The organism is Oenococcus kitaharae DSM 17330 (assembly GCF_000241055.1).
Lineage (GTDB): Bacteria > Bacillota > Bacilli > Lactobacillales > Lactobacillaceae > Oenococcus > Oenococcus kitaharae.
On sequence record NZ_CM001398.1, the window covers coordinates 324301 to 338624 of the forward strand.

General features: G+C 42.2%; 14 protein-coding genes and 1 riboswitch. Of the genes, 9 read left to right on the forward strand and 5 right to left on the reverse strand.

Features of this window, described 5'->3' with window-relative positions; translation table 11 throughout:
* Nucleotides 1–48 precede the first annotated feature (48 nt).
* From OKIT_RS01620 to OKIT_RS01645, 6 genes are all read left to right on the forward strand, one after another.
* The gene (locus OKIT_RS01620) at nt 49–654 is read left to right on the forward strand and encodes an ECF transporter S component (RefSeq protein ID WP_007744734.1); all 606 of its coding nucleotides are present in this window, start codon (nt 49–51) and stop codon (nt 652–654) included.
* 32 nt (nt 655–686) lie between these two features.
* Nucleotides 687–780: riboswitch (TPP riboswitch) on the forward strand.
* A gap of 45 nt (nt 781–825) precedes the next feature.
* Nucleotides 826–1443: an ECF transporter S component gene (locus OKIT_RS01625; protein ID WP_007744736.1), complete on the forward strand. Its 618-nt coding sequence runs from the start codon at nt 826–828 to the stop codon at nt 1441–1443.
* The gene (locus OKIT_RS01630) at nt 1444–2715 is read left to right on the forward strand and encodes an ATP-binding cassette domain-containing protein (RefSeq protein WP_007744737.1); all 1272 of its coding nucleotides are present in this window, start codon (nt 1444–1446) and stop codon (nt 2713–2715) included.
* Nucleotides 2712–3362 (forward strand): energy-coupling factor transporter transmembrane component T family protein, encoded by a 651-nt coding sequence (locus OKIT_RS01635; RefSeq protein WP_007744738.1) that lies wholly within the window; start codon nt 2712–2714, stop codon nt 3360–3362. Before OKIT_RS01630 ends, OKIT_RS01635 begins: the two co-directional genes overlap by 4 nt.
* 4 nt (nt 3363–3366) lie before the next feature.
* Entirely contained in the window at nt 3367–4458 is a 1092-nt protein-coding gene (locus OKIT_RS01640; RefSeq protein WP_007744739.1) for a YdcF family protein, read from the forward strand.
* Nucleotides 4458–5372, forward strand: a complete 915-nt coding sequence (locus OKIT_RS01645) for a magnesium transporter CorA family protein (RefSeq protein ID WP_007744740.1) — start codon at nt 4458–4460, stop codon at nt 5370–5372. Before OKIT_RS01640 ends, OKIT_RS01645 begins: the two co-directional genes overlap by 1 nt.
* Nucleotides 5373–5396: 24 nt before the next feature.
* On the opposite strand, the gene OKIT_RS01650 is transcribed toward OKIT_RS01645, so the two are convergent.
* The 4 genes from OKIT_RS01650 to alr are packed head-to-tail and all read right to left on the reverse strand — an operon-like array spanning nt 5397 to nt 10202.
* Nucleotides 5397–7583: an LTA synthase family protein gene (locus OKIT_RS01650; protein ID WP_007744741.1), complete on the reverse strand. Its 2187-nt coding sequence runs from the start codon at nt 7581–7583 to the stop codon at nt 5397–5399.
* A gap of 36 nt (nt 7584–7619) precedes the next feature.
* The gene (locus OKIT_RS01655; RefSeq protein ID WP_007744742.1) at nt 7620–8084 is read right to left on the reverse strand and encodes a free L-methionine (R)-S-oxide reductase MsrC; all 465 of its coding nucleotides are present in this window, start codon (nt 8082–8084) and stop codon (nt 7620–7622) included.
* Nucleotides 8077–9087: an NAD(P)/FAD-dependent oxidoreductase gene (locus tag OKIT_RS01660; protein WP_007744743.1), complete on the reverse strand. Its 1011-nt coding sequence runs from the start codon at nt 9085–9087 to the stop codon at nt 8077–8079. Before OKIT_RS01660 ends, OKIT_RS01655 begins: the two co-directional genes overlap by 8 nt.
* Entirely contained in the window at nt 9087–10202 is a 1116-nt protein-coding gene (alr, locus tag OKIT_RS01665; RefSeq protein WP_007744745.1) for an alanine racemase, read from the reverse strand. The genes OKIT_RS01660 and alr overlap by 1 nt, the downstream gene beginning before the upstream one ends.
* A 118-nt stretch (nt 10203–10320) precedes the next feature.
* On the opposite strand from alr, the gene OKIT_RS01670 reads away from it, so the two are divergent.
* Complete coding sequence (locus tag OKIT_RS01670) at nt 10321–10776, forward strand: GNAT family N-acetyltransferase (RefSeq protein WP_007744746.1); 456 nt, start codon at nt 10321–10323, stop codon at nt 10774–10776.
* A gap of 3 nt (nt 10777–10779) precedes the next feature.
* Here OKIT_RS01670 and OKIT_RS01675 read toward each other — a convergent pair whose 3' ends face one another.
* Nucleotides 10780–11790 carry a ribose-phosphate diphosphokinase gene (locus OKIT_RS01675; protein ID WP_007744747.1) on the reverse strand — a complete coding sequence of 337 codons (1011 nt, stop codon included), beginning with the start codon at nt 11788–11790 and terminating at the stop codon, nt 10780–10782.
* Between the two features lie 64 nt (nt 11791–11854).
* Here OKIT_RS01675 and rpiA point away from each other — a divergent pair, with 64 nt between their 5' ends.
* Complete coding sequence (gene rpiA / locus OKIT_RS01680; protein WP_007744749.1) at nt 11855–12556, forward strand: ribose-5-phosphate isomerase RpiA; 702 nt, start codon at nt 11855–11857, stop codon at nt 12554–12556.
* Between the two features lie 56 nt (nt 12557–12612).
* Nucleotides 12613–14277: an adenine deaminase gene (gene ade, locus OKIT_RS01685; protein ID WP_028291825.1), complete on the forward strand. Its 1665-nt coding sequence runs from the start codon at nt 12613–12615 to the stop codon at nt 14275–14277.
* Nucleotides 14278–14324 lie beyond the last annotated feature (47 nt).

Genomic DNA, 14324 nt, shown 5'->3' on the forward strand with positions numbered 1-14324 from the left:
AGATTTGTGCAGGCGCTTTTTAACATTTAAAGGGATAACGAGGTGCAGATGAAGAGTAAAAATTGGAAAATCAGAGATGTCATTTTAGCAGCATTAGTCGGTGTGGTATTCGGTGCCGTTTATTTTGCCTCAGGCCAGCCATATAACTTGTTTATCAGTATCCTAACGCCTATAGCAACTTTTTTGACCGGCCACTCACTGGCGAGCTCTTTATCGACCTCATTGGTAGCAGCTCAAGTCACAACAGCAGCAACAGTTGGCCTGTTTATGATGGCGGGTCCGATTGCAGCTTTAATTATTAAAAAACCAGGTGCTGCTTTCTTGTCTAATTTGATCGCTTCGGCCGTCGAGATGGTCATCGGGTCATCTTGGGGAATTACAACTCTGCTATGGGGCATCGAACAAGGTGCTGGCATTGAAATCGGTTTTGCCAGTGTCCGCTATCGGCGGCCAATGGCTGGTCTGTGGCTATCTACAATTACCGGCAGTATTGTTAGTTTTGCTTACCACTACTTTGAGCGTTCTTATTACAAATTCGATGTTAATTATGTGCTGATTTTGTTTGTCATTTGGTTTTTGTCGATCTTTGTTTTTGCGGGCCTGATTAATCTATTAATCTTCAGTCTTTTAAAAAGAACCAAACTTGTGCAATAAACTTATGCTAGAATCAATTTAAAAGAGCTGAATACTTCTATCTGGGGTGCTTGCCTATAGCAAGCTGAGAATTACCCATTGAACCTGTAGGTTAGTACCTGCGTAGGGAGATAACAAAAAGAGTCGTTATCTTTCGGCTCTTTTTGTTATTCTTTGGAGGAATTTTATTTTATGACAGCACACACATCAACAAAAAATTGGCGGATCAGGGATGTCATTTTAATCGGCCTGATCGGTGTGATTTTCGGCATTCTGTTTTTTGCTTTCGGTATCCCTTGGAATACCATGGTCAGCTTGAGCGGTCCTTTGGTCAGCTTGGTCTCTGATCAATCACTTGCACAAACCATCGGGGCTTCGCAAATTTCTGAGCAGGTTGCCACAGCAGCGACAATCGGCCTTTGGGTCATGGCCGGCCCGATTGCCGGTATGATTATCAAAAAACCAGGTGCATCCTTGCTTGGAGAAACCTTAGCCGCCACAGTAGAAATGGCGGTTGGATCAGCTTGGGGCATTTCCGATATTCTCAGCGGCCTCATACAAGGGGCGGGTACAGAAGCAGGTTTTGCCCTGACAGGTTATAAACGTCCTTTTGCCGGATTGTGGCTTTCCACATTGACATCAACAGTTATCACTTTCGGATTTACCTATTTTCAGAATTCGTATAACCGTTTTCCTATCAGCTATACTTTGTCACTTTTTGTCATTTCTTACCTATCGATTTTGATTTTCGCCGGTATTGTGGTCTATCTGATCTACACCATTCTAAAGAAAGCTAAACTGATTAAATAAGTGTCGATAATTGATTTTAAAAATCAAAATATTGAAATTGATGGGCAGACGATTTTGCAAAACATCAACTTGAGTATTAACGCGGGTGACTTTATTTTACTTTCTGGGGCTTCAGGCTCCGGCAAGACAACTTTTATTAATGAACTCGTGGCAAAATATGATAAAACTGCAGCACGTGTTTTTCAAAGCCCTGACCAGCAGTTTACAATGGAAACACCTTTTTACGAACTGGTCTTTTTGTTGGAAAATCTGCAATATCCAGCCGATCAGATTGAAAACAAAATTAATCAGATCCTGACGGAGTTTCACCTAGAAAACAAAAAAAACCAACTGGTCGATACCCTATCAGGCGGCGAACAGCAGCGGCTGGCTTTGGCAGAAGCCGTCAATCTAGGTACTCAACTCGTTATTTTAGATGAACCTTTTGCCAGTATCGATCGGCAGAGTATCCGGTTTCTGCTTGCCAAAGTGCAGGAATTGCAGCGGCGGGGTCGGACAATTGTGATAGCTGATCACAATCCTTTAATTTACGACGGACTCGCACAGCGCATTTTTCTATTTGATAAACACACAATTACATCCTTACCAAAAACGGATTTCCGTCAATTCTATGATTCTTTTAAAAGACAGAATCACTTCCATCTAAAAAGTGATTTTCAGTCGGATAGGATTAAAATTGATCGGCTCTCCATCTCTTTTCCCGATCAAATCATTTTTGATCAAGCTTCTGCATTGATACCTGACAAAAGCAGCGTTTTAATTGTTGGTGAAAACGGTACCGGCAAATCGACCTTGTTAAAAGCCATGTCAGGTCTGCAAAAATTTAACGGCAAAATTACTAGCCGCGGAAAAATTTCACTGGCCTTTCAAAATCCTAGCGACAGTTTTTTAAAAATCACGGTTCAAGAAGAACTGTTCTTAAGCCAGCACAAAAGTTTCCATGAAGCAATGGCTCCCGCCGCCATAGAAGATTGGCTGACGCGTTTATCTTTAAAGGATCGCCTGGATGCTTCAGTTTACACATTATCCGGTGGGGAAAAGAAAAAACTGCAACTTCTGTTGCTTGTGATTCAATCTCCCGACACCATTCTCTTGGATGAGCCTTTTGCCGGACTAGATCAAAAATCTGTCCTTGATTTGATTGCGTTGTTAAAAACTTCAGCGGCTACGAAAATTTTTATTAGTCATCAATTGTTCGCCATGGATCAAATTATTGACCATGCTTATCAAATTCAAGATCATAAACTCATCAGATTGGCGGAATTATCATGAGAGCGTCCTTAAAATTCCTTCTTGTTCTTGCGCTTGCAATTGAGCTGGCCTTTGTGAGGTCTTTATGGCTGAACCTAGCCATCACGGCATGTGCCTTAATCTACGTTATTTATAAGAAAATTTCTTTTAAAAGAATTCTTTGGTTAATTATTGTCGGTATTCTCCCTTTTGTCGGGGGCTGGTTTATGTATTACACCATGAGCCCAGACCACTCAAAAACCTTTGCTTGGATTATGGCGACGCGTGTGTACGCCTATATTTTTCTCGGTAGTGTGCTAGCCTTCAGCCAGTCGATGACCGCTTTAATGCGTGGTTTTGAACAAGACTTGCATGTCAATCCGACTTTTGTTTATGGAATTTTAGGGGCCTTGAATTTCTTGCCAAAAATGACCCGTCAAATTAAGATCATTCGTGCATCTGCCAAAATGCGTGGTGTGCGTTTAACTGTCTTTTCCCCGCAGTTATATGTAAAAGCCATTTATAATTCATTTGTCTGGTCAAACAATCTCAGTCAGGCTATGTATGCCCACGGTTTTTTGGAAGGGAAGAAACGCAGCCATTATCATCATGAATCAATTCATGCTAAAGAAATTTACCTATTTATTCTGATTCTTGTCCTAAGTATTTTAATTGCATTGATAAAATGAACTTGTGTTCAAACAGTTGCAAACAATTCTTTTAAGTAGCGGCATTAATCCTGTCATAMCGCTAGGGTTGGCGCTGATTTTTCTGCTCTTAGCAGTTTTTGTCTCGCACCTCAATCGCTATTCTCTCAAGTGCGGCTGGTTTTTAAACTTATCCCTTTATTCTCTGCTGGTTTTTTTCCTGTTGGCCTCGGCTGATCGGGGGTTGCTGGCCTTTACTGTCGTTTCAATTGCTATCGGCATACTCGCAGCTGCCATTATCGGCCTAGCCCTCTATTCCGCACTAACGCTGGTTGCTTGGAGCTTTAGGCTATCAGCCAACAAGAAATACCGCTCACGATATCATTTCGCGACCGATTTGGTTATTTTCATTTTTACAGTCATCTGTATACTGCTAATCATAGATTTTTTCCAGATCAAACTGCCAGCTGCTTGGGTGGCGTTATTTGCCTTTGCCCCGCTATTTACGATTTATTTAGCTTTTGTATTCGCTAATTTTCTAACACAGACATTTTTAATTAATTGGCAGGGCCATCGTGCCGCCAGGCAAGCTGCCAGCTATGATTATGTGATTATCTTGGGAGCTGGATTAATCAACGGCAAGCAAATTTCTGCCAGTTTGGCCCAGCGCATCAAAGCAGTCATCTTTTTTGCACAAAATCACGGACAAGCAATAATTATTGCTTCTGGCGGAAAAGGCAGCGATGAAAAACTCAGTGAGGCCACGGCCATCGGCCAGGAACTACTCAAGGCTGGTTACCCGGAAAATAAAATTCGTTACGAAAATTCATCCACGAACACACGTGAAAACTTTAAAAATTCCCTGCAGCTCATTAGCCAAGAACATCATAATAGTGAATCGCTACAGCTGGCCTTTGTCAGTAACTCTTATCATTTGACCAGGGCCGCATACCTTGCCAAAAAACAAAAAATCAAAATCACGGCCATTCCGGCAAAAACGCCTAAAAATTATATCGCTTCCGGATGGTTTCGAGAATTTGCTGCCATGCTGTTGATAAAAAAACGTCAACAGATGGTCGTGCTATTATTGTTCTTGTTTGCCAGTTTATTTTTGGCGATGTTAATCTGGTTTTTCTAATGCTGAAAACACATCAAATAAATACAAAATTGATTTGGTACGAGGTGCAAGATCCCAGCCAAGCAGAACAGGATCAATTAATCAAACTGGGCGTGACCCGTGAGATGCTTTTTTATGCCTTGGATCAAAATGAATCGGCCCGTACTGAAATCGATCCGGTTAGCGGAAATTCACTGATTGTCTTTGATATTATCACACCCAATTCCCGCTTGGCTGCCACAGAGCCAGTTGGCATGCTGATTGATAAAAAAGGCAATTTTTATACCATTGCTCGCTCGACAACGACCAGAATTTCTGAAAAACTGTTTGCTACAGCCAGGGAAAATTATCCCGACAAAAGCCATTTGACAGCAATAGATATCTTTTTAAATACCAGTTCAGTTTTAATTGCAGAATACATCAGCACAATTACAACCGTGAACCGGCGGCGGAACGTCATTCAATCTAATCTCAGACAAAAAATTCAATCTGGTGCCATTTCATCTTTAATGGAATTGGAAACACAAATGATTTATATGCTGGATTCTTTGAGAACTGATCGGACAGCCATTTCACGACTGCAAGCCTATTTGGGCGATCAGGTAGATGATCGGCAAAAAGAATACTTTGCCGATGTCCTCGTGGAAAACACACAAGCGGTCGATATGGCCAATCAAGCGGCTGAAGTCATTGGAGCCATTTCGGGTGCCTATACCAATTTGAACAATCAGCGTTTGGACAAGTCATTAAGAATTTTGACAATGCTGCAAGCATTAATGGCTGTACCGACAATTGTGACAGGCTTTTACGGGATGAATATGAAACTGCCCTTTACGAATATGCCCTATTCTTGGCTGCTGACTTTTGCAATTACAGGACTATTAATCATTGTCGAAATCTATATTTTAATCAAAGCACATTTCTTCGACCGCTAAAAAAGACGTCTTACGGCGTCTTTTTTATTTCGTCCGTCCTGCCGAATCATCAGGATTGTGATACTGGATTCGAGCCCAATTAGAAGGCTTAAAATATTGTTCTGGTGCATCAGTCTTATAGAGGCTAGCTGTGGTTTTATCATTATTTTTCGACCAAAGAGAAGTGGACTTTTTGCCTAAAATACGATTTTGCCTATTCAATTGCTGGCGTGTGTTGCGGATACCATAGTCATATCTTTTAGGATCAACATCTGTAAAACCTTGAGGGTGATAAAAACGCATCAAATCTTTATAGGTTAATTGGTCTGACAAAGACAGTTCGTCGCTGACTTGGTCTTGCCATTTTTTCACTTGGTTAGCAAGTTTTGGTAACATGGTTTTTTCGTCAATCGGCTGTCCACTGGCATTGTCCCATAATTTTCCGCCAGTATAAGTATATTTGGGTGTCACAAAATCCTGATCACGAAAGGCCACTAACTGTTGATGCTGCTTGCTAAGCAGATCCTGACCAAATTGGAGATAACGTTTGTTGGATATTCCCAATAAATGTTCCAAAGTTGGTAAGGCATCTATCTCACCACCGTAGGTTGGATCGATGTGCCCGACTTTACTGCCCGGAATATCAATCATATAAGGTACACGCTGCAATTGCGCGTCGTCGTTTGCTGTCCAGGTTGCTGGATCGCGGCCGAAAACAGTGGCTAAGGTTTTATTTTCCGAATTTGAAATGCCGTAATGGTCACCGTACAAAACAATGATGGATTTTTTCAAAAGGCCGGCTTTGTCCAAATAAGCATAAAATTCTTTGATAGATTGATCCAAATAATGGTTCGTTAAAAAGTAATTATCAATAATCGGATCGCCGGTCGCGGTTGTCTGGAATTTAGGGTCTTGATCAATTTTATCGAGTTGAAACGGATAATGGTTAGTCACAGTCAGGTATTTAACGTAAAAGGGCTGCTGCATTTTTTCCAGATACGGAACGGAATCCTTAAAAAGGAGCTTATCTTTCAGACCCCAGCCCTCCGATTTATACCCGCTAACATCGAAATAAGAGGCGTCAAGAAAATGCTGATAGCCTAGTGATTTATAAACGACATTCCGGTTCCAAAAAGAAGCAACGTTTCCATGAAAAACGGCTGTTGAATAGCCCCTGCGCTGATTGATGATAGCTGGCATAGCCTGAAAGGTATTGGTTGCATATTTGTTAAATAGTGATCCCGTCGGCAGGCCGAATGTCGATGTTTCTAACATATTTTCCGCGTCTGAAGTTTTCCCTTGTCCTACTTGGTGGAAAAAATTGGAAAAAGCGATTGTATCTTTGCCGTGGTAAAGGGAATTCAAAAAAGGTGTGACTTCCTGACCATTAATTTTCAAATCGATTGCAAACTGCTGAAAGGATTCCAAATGGATATAAATAACGTTGCGTCCTTTGGCAATTCCGAAATATTTCTTGTTCGGTTTGGCGTAATGTGATCGAATAAATTGTTTAATTGGATTTAAATCGCTTGGTTTAGCAGAATTTCTCAGGGTATTGATCTGCACAGTATTAATCGCGTCTTGTACCGTGTAAAAATTGATTCCCATGTATTTCACAAAATATGTATCATCAAAACCACGTGTCAGCAATTGTGGACGCGAGCAGTCAGCTAAAAATAAATTAAAACATAAAGCCAAAAAACCTAAAGACAAAGCTAGAAAAGAGTGTTGCTTGCTCACTGATTTTTCCTGCATCCTAACTCGTCTCAATAGCAGCAAAACGATGATAACGATCAGGTCCAGCCAGTAAAATGGATCCTGAAAATGCATGAGAGACAAAGATGCGCTCCCAAGGCCTTGGTTCACTTTGGAATAGCCCAGCATCACATTAACTGATACAAAACTAGTCATTTCTCGATAGTAAATACAGTTAATATACAAAAGGAGCGTCAGCAGTGCGTCAACGCTCAAAGCCGTGATATAGAAAGGCAGTTTGTGCTTAATGAATGAAACAAGTGAAAAGATAATGATCATCGTGGCCAGAGGATTAATGATCATAATAAAAAATTGGAAAGGATCAGCCGCACCAAGACCGGCAAAATCTGAAAAGTAGGCTAATAACGTTTTTGCCCAAAAAAATAAGGTCAGCAGCCATAGGAAGGCAGCGCGACTACGATTAGGATTGAAACGATTAATAATATGGCCGGCAAAAATTTTGAGAGCTGAAGTCATTGTTTATCATTATAACGCCGAACAAAAAGACAGGTATTAAATGTGGGCAATCAAAGTTGCTGAAAAGTCATGTAAATCCATCTTAATTTGCTCATCAAAACGGTTGATTGTTGTCGAATCAATGTCCATCACACCGATTTTTTGGCCATCAGCTTTTGTCAGCGGCAAGACAATTTCGGCATTCGAGGCTGGATCACATGCAATATGTCCGGCAAACTGATGAACGTTCGGTACAATGATAATCTGTTGTTTGGCGAATGCGGTCCCTACAACGCCCTTTCCTTGGGCAATCCGCGGAGTGGCCGGCAGGCCTTGAAAGGGGCCTAGGACTAAATCACCATCCTCCTTAGAAAACAGATAAAAACCGGCCCAGTTAATGTCCTCGACAAATTGGAATAATACAGCTGCCGCATTGGCCAAATTGGCCGTCGTATCCTTTTCGTCTTCGTAAGCGGCCAAAAATACTTTGCTTAAAGTTGTATCAGCTTTTAATTCAGTCATGAAATTCTCCTAGATTCAAACTTGTGGAATGGGCTGGGCCGCCGCGTTCGGGATCAAAATAATTAACAGCCGAGTTGGCGGCTGTTGGTACTTCGCCAAAACCGCTGGCGATAATATCCGCTTTTCCGGCATAACTGCTGGCATCCCCGACCGCAAAAATGCCTGGGATTGAGGTCATTTGTGTGGGATCAGTCACAAAACCATTGTTAATTTTGACTGGCAGCGTCTCCCATAAGTCCAAGCTGGCCGATGAGGCAGTAAATCCATACCCAACAATCAATTGATCAGTCACAATAGTCTGCAAGCGGTCATCGTCAATATTCTGCATTTGAATTGCCAAACGACCGTCTGATATTTGAAGACCGACAATTTTATTAGGCGTTTCAAAAGTTGCCAGCGGGTTTTGCTGTAATTTGGTAATTGAGGATTCTAGCGCTCTGAAGCGATCCCGACGATGAATCAGATGCACCTGTTTATCGTGCTCGATTAATTCCAGTGCATAATCGACTGCTGTATTGCCGCCGCCGACCACAGTGAAATCCTGATATGGGCTTTTAGCCAGATTCGGCAGCAGATATCGCATCCTGCCGGCTTGGAACATTTCCTCAGCACCGGGTACAGACAATTTACGGGGGCTAAAAGAACCATTTCCGCTGGCAATGATGACTGATTTAGCTGTAATCAAAGCATGATTATTAATTTCTAATTCAAATTGACTATCTTGTTTTCTTAAATTCGTGACATTGGAGTTCAAAAAAGTTTTGCCATCAATCAAATTAGCCTGCTCCTGTAATTTTTTGACAAGATCACGGCCAGAAATACCGGGAAAACCAGCCACATCCAAAATATTTTTCTCAGGATAAAGAGCTGTAATCTGCCCGCCCAATTGCGGTGTCGCTTCAATCAAAGCCGTTTTCAATTCACGCAGACCGGCATAATATTGCGCAAAAAGACCCACTGGGCCAGCACCAATTATTGCAAGATCAAATAAATCGTTTGCCATTAATCCACCACGATTCTTTTCAAACGGTCCGAGAAAGCAACTGTAATTTTCCAAGGCGGCACACCTGAATGCTTATGCAGATCATATAAGGTATTTTCTTCGCTGCCATCTTTGCCGATCAAAGTCACTTCGGTCCCGATTGGATATTCTTTTGGCAGCAAAACCATCATCTGATCCATTGCAACCTGGCCTATTTGTCGGCAGCGCTGGCCATCAATCAGAAGCGAAAAGTCCTGGTATTCAGCCAGCCAGCCATCCCCGTATCCAATCGGAATCGTGCCGATCCAACTGTCTTTATCTGTCACAAATTTAGATCCATAACTAATGCCTTCGCCGGCGGGAATTTTCTTGACAAAATTCAAAGCTGATTTTAATTGAAAAACAGCCTTTAATTTGTCGATTGGGCCAAGTTCTCCCTCTGAAGGCTCTACGCCGTAAACCACTGTGCCAACCCGCGCAATGTTGTTGCATCCAGGCAATTCATCGGCGTGATACATAGCCGCGCCTGAATTCATGACGTGCACAAATTCAGGCATCGGCAAACCCTTTGTCATATCATACCAGCGCTGCTTCTGTTTTTGAAAATAACGATCATCAGCATTATCCGAACTGGCAAAATGCGTATAAATCCCCTGATACTTAAAATGGTCCTCATGTGCTTTTAAATAATCAATTTCATCCTGCAGCGCCTGTCTGTCGCGAACCCCAATCCGGTTCATGCCTGTATCGACAGCTAAGTTGGCTGCCAAACACTGATCACCTAACAACTTGTCTGCCTGCTTTAACCAATCCAAAGAAGGCACAGTTGTTAAAAAACCGTACTTAGCGGCCAGAGGCGCGTCTGCAACATCTGTCGGCCCTAAAATGAGGATGAAATCGTTCAAACCCGCTTTACGAATCGCGATACCCTCATCAATCTCAGCCACGGCCAGACCATCGATTCCTGCTTGTTTGGCTAATTTTGACACCAAAAGCAGCCCATGCCCATAAGCATTAGACTTGACTGCCAGCCATAATAATTTGGCACCAGAGACTTTTTTTACATATTGAACGTTATAAGCCAGAGCAGATTTGGAAAATTCCAAACGAGTCGGCCGATGTATCGCTTCTACCATAAGGGCAATTATATAATGAAGCCGTCTTTTTTTCTAAAATTTATTAACAATCCAAACAATTTTCAGCCTTGTATAAGACCATTTTAGATTTTGCAAAACAGCCTATAATTAAGTGATTATGTCAGATAACGAAAAATTAATTATTGCCAGCCAGTTCGGACCTGGCAAAGTTCTTGATGATGCTATGAAAATCCGCCGAGCTGTCTTTATGCTGGAAGAAAATGTCAGCCCAGCAGACGAGATAGACGGGCAAGATGGCCATTGTCTGCATTATGTCGGCTATGTGCAGGACTGGCAGCCGGCCACGACCAGCAGAATCTACACAGTGAATCATGATAGCTGGCACATTGGGCGTGTTGCAACTTTCAAAAATTTTCGTGGAAAAGGATTTGCCAGCCAATTATTGAAACAGATTGAAATCGACGCCAAAAAACAACATATAAAAGAACTTGAGCTGGAGGCTCAAGTTCATGCAATTTCTTTTTATGAAAATTTAGGATACGCCGCCTATGGCGACATCTTTTTGGATGCTAACATTCAGCACCGCAAGATGCAAAAAATACTGACAGCCTAAAACTTAATCGCTTTCAAATCCGCGGTGGTATCTATTTTGAAATAATGGGCTGACGCTGCCGTTTTCTTGGACAGCCGTGATGGCTCTAGCAAACAAATCATCGGCGCTGACAATCTGCAGCTTGTCAAAACGCTTGGATTCTGGAATATCAATCGAATCGGTCACGATCACGTGATCAAAATCAGAATGCTGCAGTAATTGCGGTGCATCGCCCGATAGCAAGGCATGGCTGGCAACAACAATAATCTTCTTGGCACCCTTTGCTCTTAACAATTTGGCACCTTCAACAATCGTATGCCCTGTATCGATCATATCGTCAATGATGATGGCGGTCTTCCCATCGACGTCTCCGATTAAATTCAAAACTTCGACCGTGTTCTTCTTATCAACAGGACGGCGCTTATCAATCACAGCATAAGAATCCGGCAGACCCAAAAACTGGTTCAGTTCCCTAGCTCGACGGACACCGCCATGGTCTGGTGAAACAACAACTGAATTTTCTGGATCAATCAAGTGGTTGGATAATAAATAATCAGCCAAGATTGGCGCACCCATCAAATGATCGACAGGAATATCGAAAAATCCTTGAATTTGAGATGCGTGCAGGTCAAAGGCGATCACACGTGTGGCACCAGCTTGTTCCAGATGATCGGCAATAATACGTGCAGCAATTGATTCTCGACTGCGCGCCTTTCGATCCTGCCTAGCATAACCGTAATAAGGCATCACAATGTTAATTGCATGAGCCGAAGCTCGTCTCAAAGCATCAACCGCGATGAATAATTCCATAATGTTGTCATTTACGCTGGCATGCGGTGAAGCGGCCGTCGGTGCAATCACGAAGACATTGTCTCCGCGTACCGAATTATTAATGTTCAAGCGAATTTCACCATCCGCGAATCGATCCAAATTAACATCGGCCAAAGGTTGATGCAGACGTTTTGCGATTTTCTCAGCCAGCGGCAGATTGGCAGAAAGTGCCATTAAAACCATGCGATGTTCATTAGCAGTCATATATTAAAGCCCCTCTGTTTTTAAGTATATCAGCCAATTAAAGGGAAAGACTATAATGTAAGATATGAACGAGGAACTTCAAAATAAATTAAAAAAGGCCGCTGCAGTTCGAGTAGCCGATTACGTGAAAGACGGTATGATAGTCGGCCTTGGCAGTGGTTCGACTGTCCGGATGCTTGTCGATGAACTTGGCCGGCGTGTTCAAGAAGAGGGTCTGCAATTCACAGCCGTTGCCACTTCCATTTTAACTGCGACGCAAGCTAAAAAATTAGGTATCAAGGTTGTTGATTTGGATTCAGTTGACAGTATTGATCTCACGATAGACGGTGCTGATCAAGTGGACAGCAATTTTAACGGTATCAAAGGCGGCGGCGGCAACTTGCTGTGGGAGAAAATCGTTGCCATCAATTCCAAAAAAATTGTCTGGGTAGTCGATGAATCTAAAATTGTCGACACAATTGGTGCCTTTCCTTTGGCGGTCGACGTAATTCCATTTGGCAGCCAGCATGTTCTCGCAAAATTCAACCAGGCAGGTTTTGAGCCGGTGATTCGAAAAGATCAAGCGGGCCATGTATTTAAAACAGACTCCAATAATATTATTTTGGATTTGCATCTGCACAAGATCACACAACCGGTCGAACTGGCAGATGAATTAATCAAAACTGTTGGCGTGGTTGAACACGGCCTTTTCCTTAATATGGTTAGCGAAGTTGTTGTCGGTAAAGAAAGCGGCCCAGAAGTATTAGTTAACCCGAATCTTGGTTAGTTTAGCTTACAAAGACTTTCTTTTTCGCTTTTTGTTATGTCATAATGGTTGCCAATATGGGAAAGCAAGTTGACTTACACATTTTTAACGCCAAAATTTTGGATGTCTTTAACCAAAAATTTGAAGATACAGATTTATGGATTGATCATGGAGCTGTCTATTTCCGTGGTAAATCAGAAAAACTAACAGCTGCTCACGATTTTGACGCAGAAGGCAAATATATTGTGCCAGGTTTGATAGATGCTCATTTACACATCGAATCATCACTTTTGGCACCATCAGAATTAGCCAAACTAGAATTAGCGCACGGTGTCACTCGAATTTTCGCCGACCCGCATGAAATAGGGTCTGTCTCGGGTGTCTCTGGGCTTTTTTATATGATTGAAGAAGCCAGAAATACGCCTCTGCATATTCACTACATGCTGCCAAGTTCGGTTCCAGCCACAAATTTCGAACACGCAGGTGCTGTTTTACACGCCGATGCCTTAAAACCTTTTTACGGTTTCCCAGAAATCAATGGTTTAGCCGAGGTCATGGATTTTCCAGCCGTAGAAAACCAAGATCCAGACATGTTACAAAAAATTAAAGATGCTCAAGCAGCAGGCCACCACGCCGATGGACACGGGTCAGGCTTAACGCGTGAACAATTAGCTGTTTACAGAGCTGTCGGAATTGACACCGATCACGAAAGCACATCCGGCAAGGAAGCCTTAGAAAGAATCCAATCCGGTATGAAGGTTTTTATCCGTGAAGGAACTGTTGAACGCGATGAAAAATCAATTCTACCGGTTGTCCATAAAAACAATCAGTCCTATTTCTCTTTTTGCACGGATGATAAATCCGCGATTGATGTTCAAAAAGAAGGATCAATCGACAATAACGTCCGTTTAGCAATTGATGAAGGTATTCCAGCTGAAAGAGCTTTTACAATTGCCAGTTATAATGCCGCCGTGGCACAACATTTGGAAAATGTCGGTGCGCTGACAGACGGCTATATTGCCGACTTAGTCTTGACGTCAGATCCCAAGAATTTCCAGGCCGAGAAAGTCATGACCGCCGGTAAATGGGTAGACAAACTCGATTCCAAAGTATTGACTTTTACCAGTCCGGCTATCAATGCACATCTAACTCTGGATGATCTCAAACTGCCTTTAAAAAGTGATCGCGCTCACGTCATTAATGTCCAGCCTCATCACATTACAACGCAGCATACTGTGGAGACCGTTTCTCGTGATGAAACAGGTAATTTTGTTGCCGATGAGGACTATGCAAAAATTGTCGTGGCCGAACGCTACCATAATTTAGGTCATGGATTGGGTATTATTCACGGCTTTAATCTTAAAGAAGGTGCAATCGGATCAACCATTGCTCACGATTCACATAACATGATTATCGCTGGTGTTGATGACAAGGCTATGATTATCGCCTACGATCGCTTAAAGCGCATGGGCGGCGGCTTGATTTTGGTTAACAAAGATGGTTTTGCTCGTGAACTGCCTCTTGAAATTGGGGGCTTAATGTCTAATAAGCCGTACCAAGAAGTGATTGATAAACAAAAGAAACTGCTATCGGCATTCAAAGACATATCAGATGATATTAATTTTGATCCTTTCCTCACGCTCTCTTTCATGGCTCTGCCAGTTATTCCAAGCTTAAAGATCACAGATCAAGGTCTTTTCGATGTTGATCAATTCAAGTTTATCGATATCAATGCCGACTAAAAGATTGTCAACACAACATATATGATCATAGAAAAAGCTCGCACAAC

Bases quoted from the DNA above. Each gene is read 5' to 3' on its own strand.
- OKIT_RS01620 (WP_007744734.1), top strand. From the start codon at position 49: ATGAAGAGTAAAAATTGGAAAATCAGAGATGTCATTTTAGCAGCATTA.
- OKIT_RS01625 (WP_007744736.1), top strand. From the start codon at position 826: ATGACAGCACACACATCAACAAAAAATTGGCGGATCAGGGATGTCATT.
- OKIT_RS01635 (WP_007744738.1), top strand. From the start codon at position 2,712: ATGAGAGCGTCCTTAAAATTCCTTCTTGTTCTTGCGCTTGCAATTGAG.
- OKIT_RS01645 (WP_007744740.1), top strand. From the start codon at position 4,458: ATGCTGAAAACACATCAAATAAATACAAAATTGATTTGGTACGAGGTG.
- OKIT_RS01650 (WP_007744741.1), bottom strand. From the start codon at position 7,583: ATGACTTCAGCTCTCAAAATTTTTGCCGGCCATATTATTAATCGTTTC.
- OKIT_RS01655 (WP_007744742.1), bottom strand. From the start codon at position 8,084: ATGACTGAATTAAAAGCTGATACAACTTTAAGCAAAGTATTTTTGGCC.
- OKIT_RS01660 (WP_007744743.1), bottom strand. From the start codon at position 9,087: ATGGCAAACGATTTATTTGATCTTGCAATAATTGGTGCTGGCCCAGTG.
- alr (WP_007744745.1), bottom strand. From the start codon at position 10,202: ATGGTAGAAGCGATACATCGGCCGACTCGTTTGGAATTTTCCAAATCT.
- OKIT_RS01670 (WP_007744746.1), top strand. From the start codon at position 10,321: ATGTCAGATAACGAAAAATTAATTATTGCCAGCCAGTTCGGACCTGGC.
- OKIT_RS01675 (WP_007744747.1), bottom strand. From the start codon at position 11,790: ATGACTGCTAATGAACATCGCATGGTTTTAATGGCACTTTCTGCCAAT.
- rpiA (WP_007744749.1), top strand. From the start codon at position 11,855: ATGAACGAGGAACTTCAAAATAAATTAAAAAAGGCCGCTGCAGTTCGA.
- ade (WP_028291825.1), top strand. From the start codon at position 12,613: ATGGGAAAGCAAGTTGACTTACACATTTTTAACGCCAAAATTTTGGAT.